The organism is Cytobacillus sp. C11.1, from assembly GCF_058145115.1.
Genome location: NZ_CM176935.1, coordinates 3,679,554 through 3,698,044, shown reverse-complemented (window position 1 = coordinate 3,698,044; position 18,491 = coordinate 3,679,554). Strand labels below are relative to the sequence as shown.

Genomic DNA, 18,491 nt, shown 5'->3' with positions numbered 1-18,491 from the left:
ATAGCCTTTTCCAATCAATTAAGCCATAGCCGCAATTTCTGTCATGGCATGGGAAACTAAAGTAAATTTTGCTTCTGATAAAACCATAGGTTACGAATGGTCTCACTTTTTAAATTTCTGTATGGAATATAATATCCATAATTCATGTTTGGATCATAGTGTTTTAACTTTACCTTCCTCTCCTTTTTTTACTCGATGTTATTTTATGATGGGTTTCAGAATATGTTTTTGTCCATTTTAATACATTTCCTTACGTAAAAATAAGCATACTGATAGTAAGGTTTTGGAAAGATAAATTGAGTAAAAATTAAGGGCTTTTATGTAAGGAGCCATAATAAAATGCGAAAATGGTGGATTGTAATAGCCTATATCAATATTTTGATTATCGGGTTAATCAAAAAAGATTATATATTAAATTGGCTGCAAAACAGTGACTCTTCCTGGCTTCCAGTTATGTTTTTCTTTTCTGTTCTTATAGCATCTATTCCATTCTTGCCTTTTACTCTATTTGCCGGATTAATGGGAGTGAAATTTGGTGCGATTATTGGTTTGCTGGTTAATTGGTTTGGCATTCTCTCTGCTTCGCTTATTTACTTTTTCTTATCCCGTTATTACTTTAGGGATTATTTCACTGCCTTTTTGATAAGGTATAAAGGAATTAAAAAATTTCAATCCGTATTTGAAAAAAATGCATTTATTGCTATTCTATTTGGACGAATGATCGCTATTATTCCTCCTCAGGTGATTAACATTTATTGTGGAGCATCTGAGATTCGATTTAGGTATTTTTTTATGGCCACTGCTATTGGAATGCTGCCACCTATGTTTTTGCTTGCTTACAGCGGAGAGCAAATTTTTTCGTCAGGTCATAATCTACTACTCGGAGTTATCTCATACCTTCTCTTTATAGTGTGTTTAATCCTTTTTTATAAATTCTGGTTCAATAACAAGTTACAGCAATCTAATAAATAATTTACTCCAAAACGAAGGTGAAATTATATGTTAATTCTTTGGATTCTTATAATCCTTATTTCAATAATAATAATCGGCTTCATAATTAACAGCAATAAAGCAAAAGAACAGAAAAAAATACCAAAGGCTTTTTTAACAGACAGTCATTCCCCGCCTAAAATTATACTTCTGGTTTTAGATTCATTAATGGATGAGCCGTTAAAAAAGGCTATTCAGGAACAGAAGGCCCCTGCCCTAGCCTTCTTTTTAAAAAACGGCCAATATAGTAAGAATTTAGTGAGTTCCTTTCCAACGATGTCAGTAACGATCGACAGTTCTTTAATAACTGGTACATACCCGGATCAGCATAAAATCCCGGGACTCGTTTGGTTTGATGATGATAAGAAGCAGATCATTACTTATGGAAATGGTTTTTTAGAAATCCTTAAGCTCGGGTTTTCTAATTTTGCTGAAAATATTATGCACCGATATAATAATGTTGACCTAAATCCAAAAGTAAAGACCATTCATGAAGATTTAGCCCAGGACAAAAGGAAAACTGCATCCATTAATGCATTAATTTATCGGGGAAATGATCATCATACCCTTAAAGTTCCGAAGCTTATGGCAAAGGTAAGTGGCTTGCCTGGAGCATATGAAACCGCTGGGCCAAAAATGCTGTCTTTAGGTGCATTTATTCGCCAGGATCCTAATAATAAACATATTGTAAAACGTTTAGGACTTAACGACGCCTTTGCGGTTCAAGAATTAAAATATCTATTGGAAAAAAATATTCTCCCTGAATTTACAATCATGTATCTAGGTGAAAACGACCATACTGTACATAAAAAGGGTCCAACTACGACAAAAGGGATTGAAAAACTTGATAAACACCTTCAGGAAGTGTTAAATATGTTTCCGCAGTGGGAAGATGCTCTTAATAATAACATTTGGGTTATAATTGGGGACAGCTATCAGTCAGCGGTTAAAAAGGATAAAAAAGAAGCTTTAATTAATTTAAAGGAAATCCTCTCCGATTATAGGGTTTTAAAGCTGGGTAAGGCTGTTTCAAAGGACAATGACATTGTCATTACTGCGAATGAACGGATGGCTTATATTTATAAAATTAATGAAAGTCTTTCTTTAGAAAATATTGCCCACACATTGCAAACAGATAGTCGAATTGGCTGGATTGCCTGGAAGGAAAATGAAATGATTCATGTGATATCTGGAGAGCATGAAGGCTCTCTTATTTATAATTCTGGAGGACCGTATAAAGATGTTTATAATCAAATATGGTCTTTAAAAGGAAACCTCTCCATTCTCGATTTAACAATAAAGAACAAGAAAATTGATTATGGAGATTATCCTGATGGACTGGCAAGGCTATACGGAGCTATAAATTCTCAGCATGGGGAATTCCTAATTGTTGACGCTATGCCCGGGTATGAGTTCATTGGAGAGAGTTCACCTCAGCATTCCGGCGGTGCAGCCCATGGCTCTATGCATAAAGCTGATTCACTGGCACCTATTATTGTTACCAGCACCAATAAAAGTATCGACAGCCTGCGGATTGTAGATCTTAAAAAATGGGTTTTGGATATTTTGAATCAGAATCCATAATTCCTGGCATTATTGTAAATGATTTGCCATTGCCAATATAAAAAACCCACATTAAATGTGGGCTTTTATAATCTATTTGTTGTTTGATGAATTGTTGTTTAATGATTTGTTGTTTAATGGGCTATTGTTTAATGGATTGTTGTTTAACGGATTTTTATTTGGAGTCAATTCCTCCGCAAACTCTGTTAAACCAGCCAAATTAGGTTTCTGAAAGTTTCCCATTCGAGTATTGTTCATTAAATTTTGAAGAGGGCGAGCCATATTTCTGTTACGGTTTCTGGTTAAACCATAAGCAGCTGCACTTAAGCCAAGGCTTAATAAAGATCCCCATAACATTCCTCTATTGTTTCTTCTTTTTCTTCTTCCAAACATATTTAAAAAAGGCTGCATTCTCCCTGTCATTCTTCCTGTATTAAAAAGCGCATTTATCCAGTTATTCAAGGCTTAGCACTCCCCTTAAAGGTAATAAGAAAGTAAGGTTTCTCACCTTCCGTTTATTAATTTGTACTTTAAGGGAACCGAATATGCTGGCAATATTTTTGTCTGATTTGTAAATAATATTTGAGGATATCCTCAAATATTTTTGTGTTTTTCTAGAATGTTCTTCCATTTTGTAAAGATTTTGAAGAATAAAAAACCTTGCTTATTTTTATGGCAAGGTTTTTTTTAGTGCATTAAGAAATTTCGTGGAACGTGATTTCAGGACGGCTGCCAATACGGATGTTAACTCCTGTTTGGCCGAGTCCTTCACTTATATAGAACGGTTTTCCTCCATGATAATGAAGACCTTTGACCATTTTCATTCGCACAAGCTTACCCATTTTAATCAAATGGTATGGCTTCGGCCAATGAATTTGTCCCCCGTGAAAATGACCGGACAATAAGTAATCAAATGGAACATTCTCCATTTCAAGGACAACATTTGGATCATGGGTTAATACTAAATTGTAACCATCAGGTACACCTTTATAGGCCTTTTTTATATCGCTGTGTTTCGTACTGTGATTATCAATTCCAATGATATTTAAATTTTGCTCATTAATCTGAATAGTAACATGCTCATTTTGAAGAGTTATACATCCATTTTTTTCTAAAGTTTTTTTCAATGTCTCAAAGTTCTTTCCTTTTAAGACATAATCATGATTTCCAAACACAGCATATATCCCATACTTAGGATTTGTATTTTTCAACACCTGAAGATAGGGTGCCAATTTCGAAATGCTTCGTTTGCGGTCGAGAAAATCTCCAGTAAGAGCGATTAGATCAACCGGCTGTTTTGAAATCATCGCGTATAATTCTGCTGGATTGATTGATATATTTTCGAGATGCATATCAGATAAATGAAGAACTCTTATATTATTTCCCGATACCGTAATGTTTGGACGGGAAACAGAAATTGTATTTATTGTGACTTTTTTTGTGTTCTTGTACGCTTTAAATAAAATAAATGTGAAAATAACGGAAAATGTTAGAATAAAAAATAATAACATAGTCACATCCCCTCCCTTCTTAAAATTATAAGAGGAATGAAGGGATAGTCCTAGTGGGAGTTAGAGGAAACTAACTAACCTGGTTATTTGTACCTCTCAATCAGCTTTTCTTTAGACATCATTAAGTATACTGTACGATGTTTTTTTACATTAGCAACTGAAAATTTTGAACATGATAAAAGAAAAATGGGTAATTGGAACGTTTTTTTTAACCAGCAATAGAGTTTGTTTTCAGGGAGTATACATTCAAATCCAAGCGGGCTGAATCCCTTGTTAATCAGTGTTATTCCGATAATCCCTTTTATCTTAGCTTCTTCTGGATGTTTAAGAATAAAAGTAGCCAAAAGAGGCATAGATTCTTTAACTCGTTTAAAAATACCTCTCCCTTTTGATAATTCATTTTTAATGTTATTGAATTCATTTAGCAGCGTCACATTATGTAAATGAATTTTAAGTAAAAGATCGTTTTTACGAATAATAATCCCGTCTGATAGTTCTATGTCCTTTCCCTTGTATTTTGTTAATCTTACACGAAAAACTCCTTCTCTTTTTTGATCTGATGCAGGATATTGCAAACGGGTAAATGGAAAATAGATTGGATCCAAATATCCCCATACTGATAATAAAATTGTTCGTACCATCATTTTTAGGTTTTTCTCCTTTCATTAAGCTACTATAAATAGGATGTTAAATTTATGCCAATTTTAGAAATGGAAATGAACGGATTTAAAATTTGGAATGGAAAATAAAAAGAATACAAATAGTAAGAAGAAGTTTGTGTTATAGAAAGGATATAGTTATTTTGAAAATGCCTTTAAGCAAGAACATTAGGTAGACTAAACGTTCAGTTTATCTTATTAGAAGGTTTTTTAGTAAAGCTCTCTTTAAATTACCATTAAGAAAAATACATAAACAAAAAATGAAAAGTAATACTACATGTGTAGTTTAAATTACAATTGAAAGAAAGAAAGAAGGAATGAATGAAATGACAGTTGGAACTCAAGTGAAGCAAGCGATTGTAGGCCTTAAGAGTGCCCAGGCCAGTTTTGAAACTTTTGCTCTTGCTACTGATAACCAAAACGCAAAGCAGCTTTATCAGAATGCTGCACAGCAAACACAAACGATTATTGACAGCCTTGAACCAAGGCTGCAGGAAATTCAGCAGGAAGAGCCTCAATATAACCAGTAAATAATACAGGCTGGCTTTTGCCAGCCCTATTCCTATTTTATTTATAAAAACTCAACTTGAATGGTGTGATTGGTATGACAATTGCTTCGAATGTGAACCAATGTCTGGCAACAATACGTTCCATTGAAATACAATTATCCAGTCTTGCATTAACTTCTATGGATGAAGAAGCTAAACGCCTCTTCCATGAGTCGATGATGGAAATTGCTGAGATAAAAGAAGATCTTGAGAATCGGAAAAAGATTATAGAATTTGAAGAACCTCAATATAAACCAAATTAAATTATGGAGATGAAACTATGCCTGAATGGTTGCTGATTGGTGCCCGATCCATACTGTTTGTTGGAGTTTTGTTTGTCATAACAAAACTCATCGGAAAAAAACAAATATCTGAGCTCTCATTTTTTGAATACGTTTCAGGGATTACAATCGGAAGTATTGCCGGTGAAATCATTATGGGTCTTGATAACCACTGGGCCAGCGGAATTCTCTCTATCATGATCTTTGGCTTTGTTACCTTATTTGCGGATATTCTTTCCCTAAAAAGCAAAAGCTTCCGAGATTTCTTTGAAGGAAAAGGAACGGTCTTTATTAAAGACGGAAAAATATTAGAAGACAATCTAAAAAAAGAAAGATATTCAATTGATGATTTATCTTCTTTGCTGCGCCAGCAAAATGTATTTAAAGCAACGGATGTGGAATTTGCAGTTTTGGAGCCCCGTGGGGATCTAAGCATTATGCTAAAAAAGGAGAACCAGCCGCTTACGCCAAAAGATCTTCAAATGAATGTTGCACAGGAAAAAGAGCCGCAAACAGTTATTATGTATGGTGAGATACTCAATGATCCACTAGCTGAGTCTGGAAAAACAAGAAAGTGGCTGAATATGGAGATAGAAAAGCTTGGCCTAACGCTTGATAATATATTCTTAGGCCAAATTGATTCATATGGAGAATTAACTGTAGATGTATATGATGATACCATCAATGTGCCTGCTCCTCAGCAGCGTCCGCTGCTCTTAGCAATGATAAAAAAGTGTGCCGCCGACATGGAAGTCTTTTCATTACAGACTGATTCTAAAAAAGCGCAGCAGATGTACGAAAAAAATGCTTCGAAGCTTTATGGCATCATACAGAAGCTATCTCCTTATTTAAAGTAAAATGCCAACTTCTTATTAATAATATAAATTTCATCCCCGGTGAATGTGTATTGGCTTATGCAAGACCCCTCCTCCCCACTTCGCTTTCGTTTAGTCCTCTTTGGAAAGCTGCAGATTGAGATTTAGAAAATCAATGGAAGGCAAAGCAAAACACCAGATGAAACTCTGGTGTTTTGTTTTTGCCTTTTTTAACCCTCTGCCTTTTTCCAAACCTTCTTCTGCATAATTACTGCTACGATGGCTATTATAGCCACAAAAATTAAACTGACGAAGAAACCAAGCCTGATCGATTTTTCAAGCAATGTCCCGCTAACGGCAGCCAGGATCAGTATCAATCCAAGGAAGGCCATAAGTTTCCCGAAAACCTTAATCTCCAGAATACGAAGCGCAGAGATGATAATGAAAGACCAGTTAAACAAGATTAATATTCCTGCTGCGGTTGTGATATACTCGTAAATCTTCCCGGGCAGCAGCAAAGCTGTGACAATCGAAGCAATTAACCCTCCAGTTGCCAAGCCCAGAGAAGGAAGCGGCAGGTCCTTCCACTTCTTAATTTTCTTTGAAAAAACTGCAGGGGCATCCCCATCATTGGCCAGTGTAACAAGCAAAGCCGTTACACCGAACAGGGACGCCGTCATAGTTGAAAAGCCGGCAATAATGATCGCCGCATTAAATACGTGCGGAAAGAAGTCCAGATTATATTTATCCATGGCCGTGACAAATGGACTCTCCTTTTCGTTAAATGCTCCATGTGAGGCCATATAAACGGCCAAGCCAAGTGAAATAACATATATGATTACAAGTACGATAAGCATAATTATGCCGGCTTTTGGGGCATCCTCTTTCTGCTTTAGCCTTGTTGCCATTAGTCCGATTACTTCGATTCCCCCATAAGCATAAAAGGCATAAATTAACGAAGACCAAAAGCCTTTCCACCCTTCAGGAAAAAATTCTCCTGCTGAACCTGGAAAACCAGGATGCTTGGCATCCCCATCAATAATTCCTGCCAGAGCGGCTATTGCCAAAATAATAAACATGATAATGGCCGCTGTTTTAATAACGGCAAAAAGGTCCTCTACCTTGTCAAAGCCCTTGTTGCCTGTTAACACAACAATAATGGATAGGATTGCGTAACCAGCAGCAAAAATCCACAGGGGGACATTCGGAAACCAGAACCTTGTTAAAATGGATAGTGCGGTTAATTGGCTTCCCATGATTAGAATGTTTGAACTCCAATAATTCCATCCGCAGCTAAAGCCGGCCCACTTTCCATATGCTTTGTTGGCATAGTAGCAAAACGATCCCTCTTGAGGGTCTTCAGCTGTCATCTTAGCTAACAGGTTATAAACAATGTAAGTTCCGATTGCCGCTAGAATAAATGAAAAGACAATGGAGGGTCCGGTGATTTTGATGCCAATTGCTGAACCAAGAAAAAAACCAGTACCGATTGTACATCCGACACCAATTAATGATAATTGCCACCATTTTAAATCACCAGATTCACTTTCTTTTGAAGAATTGCCGCTGGGAAGAAAAAAATCCATGATGTACCTCCTTTTTCGAACAGGTTCCCTCTATCCGACCTTCTGTCCGTTTAAGTAAGAGTATTACGTCACTTACATCCAAATAAATAAGCCGATTCCTTATGGTGATCGGCTCCGTTTCGAATCTGCAAAGGACTTGTTCCAAAGCGTCTATTTACTTTTCTCTGCACTGTCGCTTTTTAACCCAGTCACCGACCGGAACAGCTGGGTATTCATGCTGCCCTGGACAATATCCTCAAGGAAGAACTCCTCTATAAGCTTTTTATATTCTTCATCTTCAAACATCTTTTTATTTTGTAGCTCCATTTCTGCTAGGCCCTCATAAGTACATAAAAAAGCATAAGTATGGTCAGCTCCTGATATAGGAGACAAAAGTTCTATCTTATGTTCATAGTTTTCATTTCTATAGCTTTGAATCATTCTCAGGTTCTTTAATGCTTCCACAAATTTATCCTGTTTTACTTCAAAGGTTTGATATACGAAAACAGACATACTAATCCCCTTCCCGAAAGCTCTAAGAATGTATTTCCAGACTCCCTGACATTTAGGGAGTCGAGTACCTAACTCTTTGCCTTACTCCTTATCATCGCTTCTAACGTCCGGCCTAACAGGTGTCAAATCTTCAGAAGCTTCCGTGTTATAACGCAGGTTTCCCTGATTGATGGTTACTCGTTCCGTACTGGCCTCTGTCATATTTTTAACTAAATAACTATGGAAAAAGTACTCAAACAAGGCAACTCCCGCAGCTGCAATTAAAGACATAATAAAGAGGTTATCTCCAAGTGTTAAAATCGAACTCAAAAACCAAATTAGCACAAATGCCAATCCAAAATCGGCCGCTGTGGCAACAGTGTTGCTGCTCCTCGGCAAAATTAGCATATCGCCTAATATATAGGAGGCGATTCCTAATATGGCGGTTATGATAAAAACATTTCCAAAACTCATTCCATAAATAAGGCCAAGAATGACATAAAGAAGAACAAGACTGGCTAGGAATTTAATAGCTAATGCCTTACTATGCTGCATATTACTCCTCCTTTTATGGTTATTGTGTATAAATAAATGTGAATTATTCTTCATATAACTGTACATCCATTAATGTAACCGTATGAGATTAAATTTCTCTTGGGATTTTTTGTATTTAAAGGATCAAACTCAACCTGAATTTTATTATCAATGCATTTTCCGCCACTAATAGAAAAAACAGCCCCTCATACCGGGCTGTTTTCATATGGTTTAAACCATAACTTTGCATATATTGTTTGTAAACTCTACGGGATCGCTGATTGGCAGGCCTTCAATTAACAGAGCCTGATTATAAAGTAGGTTTGTATATAGGCTAAGCTTTTCTTTATCTTTCGCCAGTGCCTGTTTTAATGACTGGAAGACTTCGTGGTTTGGATTGATTTCCAGTACCTTATTTGCTTTAACATTTTGATTGTCAGGCATAGAGCTGAGGACTTTTTCCATTTCAATGGTTACTTCCCCATCAGCAGATAAGCAGACCGGATGGCTTTTCAGCCTTTTTGAAATCCTGACATCTGAGACTTTTCCTGCTAAAATCTCCTTCATACTGTCAAAAAGCTCTTTGTATTCTTTTTCTTCAGCTTCAGATTGTTTTACATCTTCCTCCTCAATGCCAAGGTCTCCGCTTGAGACAGACTTAAATTCCTTCTCTTTATAGGACATAAGCAATTTAATGGCAAACTCATCAATGTCCTCTGTAAAATACAGGATTTCATAGCCTTTATCTGCAACCAGCTCTGTTTGTGGAAGTTTTTCGATCCTCTCGTACGACTCTCCAGAAGCGTAATAAATATATTTCTGATCTTCTTTCATTCGAGAAACATATTCGTCAAGTGTTACCATGCTCTTTTCTCTTGAAGAGTAGAACATCAGTAATTCCTGCAGTGTTTCTTTATTGGTGCCGAAATCGCTGTAAACCCCATATTTTAACTGTCTGCCAAATGAATTGTAAAATTGTTCATACTGTTCCCTCTCGTTTTTCAGCAGGCTTTGAAGTTCGTTTTTAATCTTTTTGCTGATATTTTTGGCAATCAGCTTCAGCTGGCGGTCATGCTGCAGCATTTCCCTAGAAATGTTAAGAGATAGATCCTCCGAATCCACCATGCCTTTCACAAAGCTGAAATAATCCGGCAGCAGATCTGCACACTTATTCATGATTAAAACGCCATTAGAATATAATTCAAGCCCTTTTTCATATTCCTTGGAATAGTAATCGAAGGGAATGTTTTCGGGAATAAACAGAATCGCATTATAGCGGATGCTGCCGTCAACACTAATATGAATATGCTTTAGCGGCTTATCAAAACCATAATGCTTCTCCTTGTAAAACTTCTCGTAATCTTCGTCCGTAAGCTCGTTTTTATTTTTTCTCCAAATCGGAACCATACTATTAATCGTTTGTTCTTCTGAAACCTCTTCAAATTCGTCCTCTTTGCCTTCTTTTGGCTTTCTGGTCTTACTATCCATTTTAATTGGATAGCGGATGAAGTCAGAGTACTTTTTGATGATGGTTTTTAAGCGGTATTCCTCTAAATACTCATCATAGTTTTCTTCTTCTGTATTGTCTTTGATCTTAAGGATAATTTCGGTGCCCACTGTATCTTTCTCATATGGTGTGATGGTATAACCGTCTGCACCCTCAGATTCCCACTTATAGGCTTCTGTGCTGCCAAGTGCTTTACTGATCACCGTTACAACATCGGCCACCATGAAAGCGGCATAGAAACCTACACCGAATTGGCCGATAATATCATGTCCATCTTTGATTTCATTTTCTTTTTTGAATGACAATGAACCGCTCTTTGCAATGATGCCAAGATTATTTTCCAGCTCTTCTTTTGTCATGCCAATTCCGGTATCTCTAATTGTTAAAGTCCTGTTTTGTTTATTTGGAATTACCTTTATGTAATAGCTATCTTTGTCGAAGGTTAAAGACTCATCTGTCAGCGCTTTGTAGTAAATTTTATCGATGGCATCGCTGCTGTTGGAAATCAGCTCCCTTAAGAATACCTCTCTCTGAGAATAAATGGAGTTAACCATCATTTCTAATAATCTCTTGGATTCTGCTTGAAACTGTTTCTTTTCCATATCAACCTCTCCTTTAAGAATTTTTGCAATTTAGCACTCTGCTTTCTGGAGTGCTAATCCAATAATTTTAATATCATATTATTTTTCTGCTGTCAATAATTTGAGAAAAATATATTTTAAATGAAAAAGCCTATAGCAATAGGCTATAGGCTCATTTTAGAAGGGTAAACTCATAGCCCTTCTTTCGTATTTCATCAATTAAATCCGGAAGAGCTTCAACAGTCTGAGGCAGTTCATGCAGAAGTATGATGGCTCCGTCTTCGAGGTTATCAATCACATTGGTGATAATCTGTTCAGGCCTTTCCCTAAGCTCCCAATCCATTGAAGAGATTCTCCACATAACGGTTTTTAATTCCAGCTCTTTTGCTGCAGAGATCGTATTGTTGTTGTATTGCCCGAATGGCGGACGGAAGTACTTCACTTTCTGGCCGGTAATGGTTTCGATCTTTGATTTGCTGTACTGCAAATCTTGATGCTGTTCGGGTAATGGCAAATTTACCAGGTTGTTATGTTTAGAAGAATGTGTACCAATCATATGCCCATCATCCATTACTCTCTTCCATGGGCGTTTCGGATATAAAAGCCTCGCCTGCCAGAAGAAGGCAGCCGGAACTTTTTCTTCTTTCAGGATATCGAGGATTTCCGGCAGAACTCTGCCAGGTCCATCGTCAAAGGTTAATACTACTGTTTTCTTAGAAGTTGCCCGTTTATTATATACCATAACATTAGGATCATTCGAATCGTACACGACGTTCGAGCTATCGACCACTCATGGACAGTTTGCCATCAAATTTCCTCCTCTGCCTAGGTAGTAAGTGTATAGGGCCTTTCGCTATAAGCATCATACGTATGGACATACATGTCATCAGTAAATTCTTCAGGGTTGCCATCAAAGATGACTTCGCCTTCTTTCAAAGCAATAATGCGGGTGGCATAACGTTTTGCCAATTGAACATCATGGACATTGATGATTGTCTGCAATTTATGCCGATGGTGCATATCTTTTAATAAACTAAAGATCCGGTCTGAAGTGCCTGGATCGAGGCTGGCAACAGGCTCGTCTCCCAGCAGAACCCGAGGCTGCTGCAGCAATGCCCTGGCAATGCCGACTCTTTGCTTCTGCCCGCCGCTTAAATGCTCGACTCTCCGATCGGTAAAAGGAGTCAAGCCAACCTCCTGAATCACTTGTCTAGCTTGGTATTTTTCTTCATCCGTAAACCAGCCAAACAGGTTTTTAAAGGTGCTTCTGTAGCCGAACATGCCTGTCAGCACATTTTGGAAAACAGTCAATCTGGGAACAAGGTTAAAATGCTGAAAAATCATGCCCATTTCCCTGCGGACCTTTCGGAGCTGTTCTTCATTAAGAGCGGACAAAGGAAGACCATCCCAGACAATCTCACCTGATGTTGGTTTCTGTAATCCGTTAAGACAACGTATTAATGTTGACTTCCCCGCACCGCTTTTACCAAGAACACATATGAAATCCCCATTATGGAAAGTGAGGTTAATAGAATTCAGCGCTTTATCCTTCATACCTGGATAGCGGACTGTTACATTGTGTATCTCAAGCATCTTGCTGGCCTCCATTTAAATAACTCTATTCCTTACATAGCTTCCGAAAAAGTCTACGAGAATGACGATGATCATAATAATAAGCACATCAAGCGATACAGCTGTATATTGGAAGGTTTTAAAATCATTAAATAGTCTTTGGCCAATTCCTCCCCCACCAATAAAACCAAGTACAAGCGAAGTCCTGATGGCAACCTCAAATCGGTAGAAATAATTGGATAAAACATTGGGCCAGATTTGCGGCAATATACTGAAAAGGGAAGCAAACCAATTCTTGGCGCCTACTGCTTTCATGGCCTCCTGCGGCCCCGGATCGGATGCTTCTATAAGTTCCGAGATTAATTTTCCCAATACACCAATATTGTGAAACATTATAGCCAATACAGCCGGGAAAGGCCCCAGACCAAGTGCAGTTAATAAAATCAAGCCAAATACAATCTCAGGTATGGATCGTACAAAGCTAAGACCAACACGGGTTAAATGATAAACAAACGGTGCACCGGCTGTGTTTTTGGCAGCCATAAAGCTTAAAGGCAAACCGATAAGAAGGCCGAAAAAACTTCCCAGAAAGGCCATGGCCAGTGTTTCCAGACTGTCCTCCAAAATCTTCGGAAGAAGAGAGAAATCCATCGGGAACCAATGGGACAGGAAATCAATCATGTTTCGGAAGTCTCTGAATTTGGATAAATCAAACTCTGTCAGCTTCATACTTAAATAAACAAATAAAGCCAATAGAGCATATGTGATAATGCTGCGTCTTTTAAACCACAATCTAATCAGCCCTATTCTTTAATGATTCCCTCTTTAAGGGCTGCCTGGCGGATGCTTTCGTAATCTTCGTTGCTGGCTTCTGTAAAACCGCTTGCCCCGAATGCATCAAGGATTTCTGGATCTTCAATAGCTAGAAAAGCCTCTTTAAGAGCGGTGATTGTTTTCTGGTCCGTATCCTTATGTACAGCCCAAGGATATTGGAACAGCTTCTCTGATTCCCAAATGGTTTTTATTTGGTCGCCATCTACTTTTCCAGAATCAACTAATTGGTTGTAGATGGCACTGTCAATGGCACCAGCATCGACTTGTTTATTTTGGACAGCCAATGCCGTCGCATCATGGGAACCTGTAAATCTGACAGAGTTAAAGCTATGTGTCTCTTCGGATTCGTAAACTTCTCGGTCCTTCAGTTCAATCGAAGGAATTAAAGATCCGGAGGTAGAGTTAATGTCACCAAAAGCAAAGTCGATTTCACTGCTCTTTTCGAGCAATTCATCAAGTGAATTCCAAGGATTGTCTTTGTGGGTAATGATATAAGAGTAATAAAATGGTTCTCCATCAATCAGCTGTGTAATGATGGCTTTTGCGCCGCTTTTTTCATGGGCAACAACGTAAGTTAACGGCCCAAAGTAAGCCATGTCAATCTTATCGTAGTTCATGGCTTCAACAACCCCGTTATAGTCCGGATACACCTCAACCGCTACCTCGCGATCAAGTTTTTCAGATAGTGTGGATTGTAATTTTTCCATTGCGCCTTCCATGGACCCCTCAGTTTGAACAGGAATGACACCAATCGTAAAAGCTTCACCTGTTTCTTCTTTTTTATTACCCTCTGATTCATCTCCACTGCAGGCGGTTAAAAGCATCAATGAAATAATGGTCAAAAACAATAGTATTTTTTTCATGTTTTTCACTTCCTAATTATAGATCTAAAAATTTATGTACCTGGACGATGAAAATTTACGATAAAAAGGACCCTTTGCGAGTCCTTTTTATCAAATAACCGTAATCCGTCCAGGCTGTTTGTCTGTTACTTTCCCAATGATGGCTGCTGACTGTACTCCATTTTTATGAAGCACGCCTAAAAGCGCTTCAGCTTCTTCTTCAGGAACAGAGATCAGCAGGCCTCCGGATGTAATGGCATCGCAAAGGATCCATTGATCTACTTCGTCAACATTCTCATATTGAATCCGTTCGGAAAGCCATTTATGGTTCTTTTTAGAACCTCCAGGGATGATATTCTGCTCGGCAAGCTCGCGTGTCTTTGGCAGGACAGGTACAGATTTGCTGTCGATTGTAATGCCTGTGCCGCTGCCTTCAGCTATCTCCATAGCATGGCCCAGCAAACCAAAACCTGTAACATCTGTGCAGGCATTGACATTGAAATTATCCATGGCTTCAGCAGCCTCTTTATTTAGGGCTGCCATTACTTTCATGACCCGGTCAATGCCTTCCTGGTCTAGCATGTCTTTTTTAATAGCTTGTGTTAAAATACCGACGCCGATTGGCTTAGTTAAAATTAGGCTGTCACCCGGTTTTGCCGCGGCATTTGTTCTTACCCGCTCAGGATGGACTGTTCCTGTAACAGATAAGCCGAATTTTGGCTCCTGGTCATCAATCGAGTGGCCTCCAACTAAAACAGCACCTGATTCTCTCACTTTATCTGATGCTCCTGCCAATATGTCCGCCAAAATGCTCTTATCCAATTTGTTAATCGGGAAGCCCACAATATTCATAACTGTTATTGGCTTACCGCCCATTGCGTATATATCGCTCAAGGAATTGGCTGCAGCAATTTGCCCAAACATATACGGGTCATCAACGATAGGAGTAAAGAAATCTAGTGTCTGCACAAGTGCAGTATCATCATTAATTTTATATACGCCTGCGTCATCTGAAGTATCCAGCCCTACAAGCAGGTTGGGATCAGGTACAGACTTTGGCAAATGGCGCAGAACCTGCGCCAGGTCTTCAGGACCAATTTTGCATCCTCAGCCGCCTTTGGTAGATAAAGAAGTAAGTTTTATAATATCTTCTTTAGACATGTTTCTCTCTCCTTTTTTATTTATCAATTGAAGAAGAAGGACTGGTGCGGTTCTTTACTAAAATACTCTCATAGATCTTCTGCAATGTTTTTGCTTCGTATTCAGAAGAATGATTGCACTCTACATAGAATTTGGCAGCACGCCCTATTTTTATCCTCATTTCGTTATTATTGACTAGATTCTCCGCATAATCAAGAAATTCGACCGGATTAGTATAGATTAAACCGGTATTCCTATGTGTGATGATATTTCTATTCCCTAAATTATTGAATGCCAGGACAGGCAGGCTGTATTGCATGGCTTCCAAAATGGCAGCAGGCTGACCTTCAGAATGGGATGTGTTTAAAACCGCGTCTGCCTGTTTGTATAATTCTCCCATGGATTCATGTGGAATCTGCCCAAGATATTGAACCCATTCTTTATGCTTTTCTGCCAATTCCATAACCATACGCCCCTCATCTTCTTCAATGATAGGGCCCACCAGCCATAGACGGATATTTTTATGGTTTTTATAAATGTATTTAAGCTGCTCGATGGCGAAAGGGATATTTTTCACCTTGCGGATTCCTGCCGGAAGAACAAATAAAAAGGTATTTTGCTCCTTTTTGATAACCGGTGCAGTTTCAGGGAACTCTACAGTGCCCTGGGGAATCACGGTGATCTTTGTCTGAATACCGTAAATTTCGCTGCTCAGTATCTGCTTTGCTTCTTCATCAAACACGTGAATGGCTTTTGCCTCTGATAATGTCCGAATGACATCAGATCTTTTCATTTTATCAAAAAGATCCACATTTAAATCAGTGCCGGTCATTGTAACCAAATAGGATTCTGGCTTTGTATCAAGCTTGTCTATAAATTGGCCAAACCGGTGAGCATGAAAACCATGAACAATATCAGCTTGGGGCATGTTTGAAGGCTTGCTGCCCTCTTTCACGTTAATTATTTCAGTTTCAATGCCAAGCTTTTTCAGTCCGTCAGATATCCGCTGGACGGTAACGGTATTGCCTCTTGCCTGGTGAAAGTTGGGGCTTGCTAGAAGTACTTTCATGGATTTCATCCTTTGTCTTAAATAATTCGCTGTATAAGTATTCATTTAAAAGTCTGCATCAATTATTGCAGGAATATTTCAATCTGTCCATCATTTGTATGTCTGTATCTGAAATGTCTGATAGAAAAAAAGGCCTGCTTCCCATCAACCTGGAAGCAGGCTTTTTTAAGTACTTATAGCTCTCCGAATTCCTCTATTAGCTCACGGAATTTCTTGAGTGAGTTTTCAATTGGCTTCGGCGTGGTCAAATCAACACCTGTTTTCTTCAGCAGATCCAGCGGATAATCGGAGCTGCCGCTTTTCAGAAACTCAAGATAGGTGTCAAGAGTTTGTTTGTCTCCTTCGAGAATTTTTGTCGCCAGATGAATGGCTGAAGCAAAGCCTGTCGCATATTTGTAAACATAAAAAGGGCGATAAAAATGGGGGATTCTCGACCAGCCGTATTTGACTTCTTCATCAAAAACGATTTCATTGCCATTGTATTCACGGAATAAGCCCTCATAGATTTTATTAAAGACTTCGGCATTAAGCGGCTGTCCTTTTTCCGCCATTTCATGTGTTTTCATTTCAAACTCGGCAAACATGACTTGAGTAAAAAAGGTTCCCTTAAATTGATCAATAAAATGGTTAAGCAAATGTTTGCGCACTTCTTCGTCTTTTTCTTTGTTTAATAAATAGTTAATTAGCAATACTTCATTTACGGTTGATGCCACTTCAGCGACAAAGATACTATAGCGGGCGGTAATTTGCGGCTGATGCTGTGAGCTTAGTTTGCTGTGTACGCCATGGCCGCATTCATGCGCAAGCGTAAACAAGCTGTCAAGGTCATCACGGTGGTTCAGCAAAATATATGGGTGAACACCATATATACCTAAATTATATGCACCTGACCGCTTGCCCGGCGTTTCGCGTACATCAATGTAGCGTCCTGTTTTAAATTCCTTCAGGATGCTGACATAATCTTCCCCCAAAGGAGATAAAGCTTTGCACATGGTGTCATAGGCTTCCTCATAAGTGATAACGGGCTTTACGCCTTTTACTAAAGGCACATTCATGTCATATTGGCGCAATTCCTCAAGGGCTAGCTTTTCCTTTCGGATCCTGGTATATTGATGCATTGGCCCTATATTGTTTTTTGTCGTTTCAATCAGGTTATCATAAACCTCTTTTGGCACCTTATCTCCAAACAACCCCTTTTCAAGAGCGGATGGATAGTTTCGGATTTTAGCCATTGTTACATTATTTTTGATGGCTGCCGATAGAGTAGACGCAATTGAGTTTTTCAGCTGGATATATGGCTGGTAGTAGGCCTTATATGCTTCCTTCCGTTTTGACCGGTCTTCGTCTTCCATAATTTTTGCGTACATACCACGGGTTAGCTCTACCTTATCTCCATCTTCTCCAGTTACTTCCCCAAACTTCATATCCGCGTTATTTATCATTCCAAACGTGTCGCTTGGTGCGGAAAGTGCCTCACCCAACTGTGATAAAACCTCTTCTTTATCTTTATTGAGGACATGAGGCTTGTAGCGAAAGGATTCAAGCAGGTCTTCCTCGAAGTATTTCAAGCCCTTTTCTTCTGCAATATAGCCCTTTAATGTATTCTCCGCCAAGCTTAAAAGATAGGGCATAAAAAAAGACGTGGATGAACTGATTATTACACTTAACTGCTTCGCTCTGTCCACATAAGATTGTGATTCAGTCACCCTCGTATCTTCATCTGTTTTAAGCATGGCATAAGCATAAAGCTTATTAAATAAGTAAGAAAGTTTTTCTTTTTGTTCAAGATATTGATACAGAGAGATCCATCTGTAATATGGCCATCATATTCCTTCAGTTTTTCAGCTATTTTTTCAATATGCTGGTAGTCTTCCTCCCATTTTTCCATACTGGGATAAATATCATTTAGATTCCATTTTTCAATTTCAGGCACTTCATTTCTGTTTTTGTATGTATTCATCTTTTAAACTCCTTTATAGAATAGCTTT

At 38.4% G+C, this 18,491-nt stretch carries 18 protein-coding genes and 1 pseudogene; 5 read left to right on the top strand and 14 right to left on the bottom strand.

What is annotated here, in order from left to right:
- Positions 1-339: 339 nt before the first annotated feature.
- Together AC3ZVC_RS18385 and AC3ZVC_RS18380 are read left to right on the top strand one after the other, a co-directional pair.
- Complete coding sequence (locus AC3ZVC_RS18385) at positions 340-972, top strand: TVP38/TMEM64 family protein (protein ID WP_490064639.1); 633 nt, start codon at positions 340-342, stop codon at positions 970-972.
- A gap of 27 nt (positions 973-999) precedes the next feature.
- A complete protein-coding gene (locus AC3ZVC_RS18380) occupies positions 1,000-2,574 on the top strand; it encodes an alkaline phosphatase family protein (protein ID WP_490064638.1) in 1,575 nt (524 codons plus the stop codon).
- 72 nt (positions 2,575-2,646) lie between these two features.
- On the opposite strand, the gene AC3ZVC_RS18375 is transcribed toward AC3ZVC_RS18380, so the two are convergent.
- The 3 genes from AC3ZVC_RS18375 to AC3ZVC_RS18365 form a co-directional block, all read right to left on the bottom strand.
- A complete protein-coding gene (locus AC3ZVC_RS18375; RefSeq protein WP_490064637.1) occupies positions 2,647-3,015 on the bottom strand; it encodes a hypothetical protein in 369 nt (122 codons plus the stop codon).
- A gap of 233 nt (positions 3,016-3,248) precedes the next feature.
- Positions 3,249-4,064, bottom strand: a complete 816-nt coding sequence (locus AC3ZVC_RS18370; protein WP_490064636.1) for a metallophosphoesterase — start codon at positions 4,062-4,064, stop codon at positions 3,249-3,251.
- A gap of 83 nt (positions 4,065-4,147) precedes the next feature.
- On the bottom strand, positions 4,148-4,708 hold the full coding sequence (locus AC3ZVC_RS18365) for a YkoP family protein (RefSeq protein ID WP_490064635.1): 561 nt from the start codon (positions 4,706-4,708) through the stop codon (positions 4,148-4,150).
- Positions 4,709-5,049: 341 nt separating this feature from the next.
- On the opposite strand from AC3ZVC_RS18365, the gene AC3ZVC_RS18360 reads away from it, so the two are divergent.
- The 3 genes from AC3ZVC_RS18360 (at position 5,050) to AC3ZVC_RS18350 (ending at position 6,409) form a co-directional block, all read left to right on the top strand.
- Complete coding sequence (locus tag AC3ZVC_RS18360) at positions 5,050-5,253, top strand: DUF1657 domain-containing protein (RefSeq protein WP_214726739.1); 204 nt, start codon at positions 5,050-5,052, stop codon at positions 5,251-5,253.
- 74 nt (positions 5,254-5,327) lie between these two features.
- Entirely contained in the window at positions 5,328-5,534 is a 207-nt protein-coding gene (locus AC3ZVC_RS18355) for a DUF1657 domain-containing protein (protein WP_490064634.1), read from the top strand.
- 17 nt (positions 5,535-5,551) lie between these two features.
- Positions 5,552-6,409, top strand: coding sequence for a DUF421 domain-containing protein (locus AC3ZVC_RS18350; RefSeq protein ID WP_490064633.1), 858 nt, complete (start codon positions 5,552-5,554; stop codon positions 6,407-6,409).
- Between the two features lie 188 nt (positions 6,410-6,597).
- Here AC3ZVC_RS18350 and AC3ZVC_RS18345 read toward each other — a convergent pair whose 3' ends face one another.
- The 11 genes and pseudogenes from AC3ZVC_RS18345 to pepF form a co-directional block, all read right to left on the bottom strand.
- The gene (locus AC3ZVC_RS18345) at positions 6,598-7,953 is read right to left on the bottom strand and encodes an amino acid permease (RefSeq protein ID WP_490064632.1); all 1,356 of its coding nucleotides are present in this window, start codon (positions 7,951-7,953) and stop codon (positions 6,598-6,600) included.
- A gap of 150 nt (positions 7,954-8,103) precedes the next feature.
- Entirely contained in the window at positions 8,104-8,445 is a 342-nt protein-coding gene (locus tag AC3ZVC_RS18340) for a hypothetical protein (RefSeq protein ID WP_490064631.1), read from the bottom strand.
- 81 nt (positions 8,446-8,526) lie between these two features.
- A complete protein-coding gene (locus AC3ZVC_RS18335) occupies positions 8,527-8,979 on the bottom strand; it encodes a YndM family protein (protein ID WP_490064630.1) in 453 nt (150 codons plus the stop codon).
- Positions 8,980-9,189: 210 nt separating this feature from the next.
- A complete protein-coding gene (gene htpG, locus AC3ZVC_RS18330) occupies positions 9,190-11,067 on the bottom strand; it encodes a molecular chaperone HtpG (RefSeq protein WP_490064629.1) in 1,878 nt (625 codons plus the stop codon).
- A 151-nt stretch (positions 11,068-11,218) separates the two neighbouring features.
- The gene (locus AC3ZVC_RS18325; protein ID WP_490064628.1) at positions 11,219-11,815 is read right to left on the bottom strand and encodes a polysaccharide deacetylase family protein; all 597 of its coding nucleotides are present in this window, start codon (positions 11,813-11,815) and stop codon (positions 11,219-11,221) included.
- Positions 11,816-11,871: 56 nt separating this feature from the next.
- Entirely contained in the window at positions 11,872-12,639 is a 768-nt protein-coding gene (phnC, locus tag AC3ZVC_RS18320) for a phosphonate ABC transporter ATP-binding protein (protein WP_490064627.1), read from the bottom strand.
- Between the two features lie 15 nt (positions 12,640-12,654).
- Positions 12,655-13,410, bottom strand: a complete 756-nt coding sequence (phnE, locus tag AC3ZVC_RS18315; protein ID WP_490064626.1) for a phosphonate ABC transporter, permease protein PhnE — start codon at positions 13,408-13,410, stop codon at positions 12,655-12,657.
- Between the two features lie 11 nt (positions 13,411-13,421).
- A complete protein-coding gene (gene phnD / locus AC3ZVC_RS18310) occupies positions 13,422-14,315 on the bottom strand; it encodes a phosphate/phosphite/phosphonate ABC transporter substrate-binding protein (RefSeq protein ID WP_490064625.1) in 894 nt (297 codons plus the stop codon).
- A gap of 90 nt (positions 14,316-14,405) precedes the next feature.
- Complete coding sequence (gene selD / locus AC3ZVC_RS18305; RefSeq protein ID WP_490064624.1) at positions 14,406-15,455, bottom strand: selenide, water dikinase SelD; 1,050 nt, start codon at positions 15,453-15,455, stop codon at positions 14,406-14,408.
- 16 nt (positions 15,456-15,471) lie between these two features.
- Complete coding sequence (locus tag AC3ZVC_RS18300; RefSeq protein WP_490064623.1) at positions 15,472-16,503, bottom strand: glycosyltransferase; 1,032 nt, start codon at positions 16,501-16,503, stop codon at positions 15,472-15,474.
- A 173-nt stretch (positions 16,504-16,676) separates the two neighbouring features.
- Positions 16,677-18,463 (bottom strand): annotated as a pseudogene (gene pepF, locus AC3ZVC_RS18295) (oligoendopeptidase F).
- Positions 18,464-18,491: the final 28 nt, after the last annotated feature.

Excerpts from the sequence above, each read along its gene's own strand:
- AC3ZVC_RS18300 (WP_490064623.1), bottom strand. The coding sequence starts at position 16,503 with ATGAAAGTACTTCTAGCAAGCCCCAACTTTCACCAGGCAAGAGGCAAT.
- AC3ZVC_RS18370 (WP_490064636.1), bottom strand. The coding sequence starts at position 4,064 with ATGTTATTATTTTTTATTCTAACATTTTCCGTTATTTTCACATTTATT.
- AC3ZVC_RS18380 (WP_490064638.1), top strand. The coding sequence starts at position 1,000 with ATGTTAATTCTTTGGATTCTTATAATCCTTATTTCAATAATAATAATC.
- AC3ZVC_RS18350 (WP_490064633.1), top strand. The coding sequence starts at position 5,552 with ATGCCTGAATGGTTGCTGATTGGTGCCCGATCCATACTGTTTGTTGGA.
- phnD (WP_490064625.1), bottom strand. The coding sequence starts at position 14,315 with ATGAAAAAAATACTATTGTTTTTGACCATTATTTCATTGATGCTTTTA.
- AC3ZVC_RS18340 (WP_490064631.1), bottom strand. The coding sequence starts at position 8,445 with ATGTCTGTTTTCGTATATCAAACCTTTGAAGTAAAACAGGATAAATTT.
- AC3ZVC_RS18365 (WP_490064635.1), bottom strand. The coding sequence starts at position 4,708 with ATGATGGTACGAACAATTTTATTATCAGTATGGGGATATTTGGATCCA.
- AC3ZVC_RS18360 (WP_214726739.1), top strand. The coding sequence starts at position 5,050 with ATGACAGTTGGAACTCAAGTGAAGCAAGCGATTGTAGGCCTTAAGAGT.
- AC3ZVC_RS18345 (WP_490064632.1), bottom strand. The coding sequence starts at position 7,953 with ATGGATTTTTTTCTTCCCAGCGGCAATTCTTCAAAAGAAAGTGAATCT.
- htpG (WP_490064629.1), bottom strand. The coding sequence starts at position 11,067 with ATGGAAAAGAAACAGTTTCAAGCAGAATCCAAGAGATTATTAGAAATG.
- AC3ZVC_RS18355 (WP_490064634.1), top strand. The coding sequence starts at position 5,328 with ATGACAATTGCTTCGAATGTGAACCAATGTCTGGCAACAATACGTTCC.
- AC3ZVC_RS18335 (WP_490064630.1), bottom strand. The coding sequence starts at position 8,979 with ATGCAGCATAGTAAGGCATTAGCTATTAAATTCCTAGCCAGTCTTGTT.
- AC3ZVC_RS18385 (WP_490064639.1), top strand. The coding sequence starts at position 340 with ATGCGAAAATGGTGGATTGTAATAGCCTATATCAATATTTTGATTATC.
- phnC (WP_490064627.1), bottom strand. The coding sequence starts at position 12,639 with ATGCTTGAGATACACAATGTAACAGTCCGCTATCCAGGTATGAAGGAT.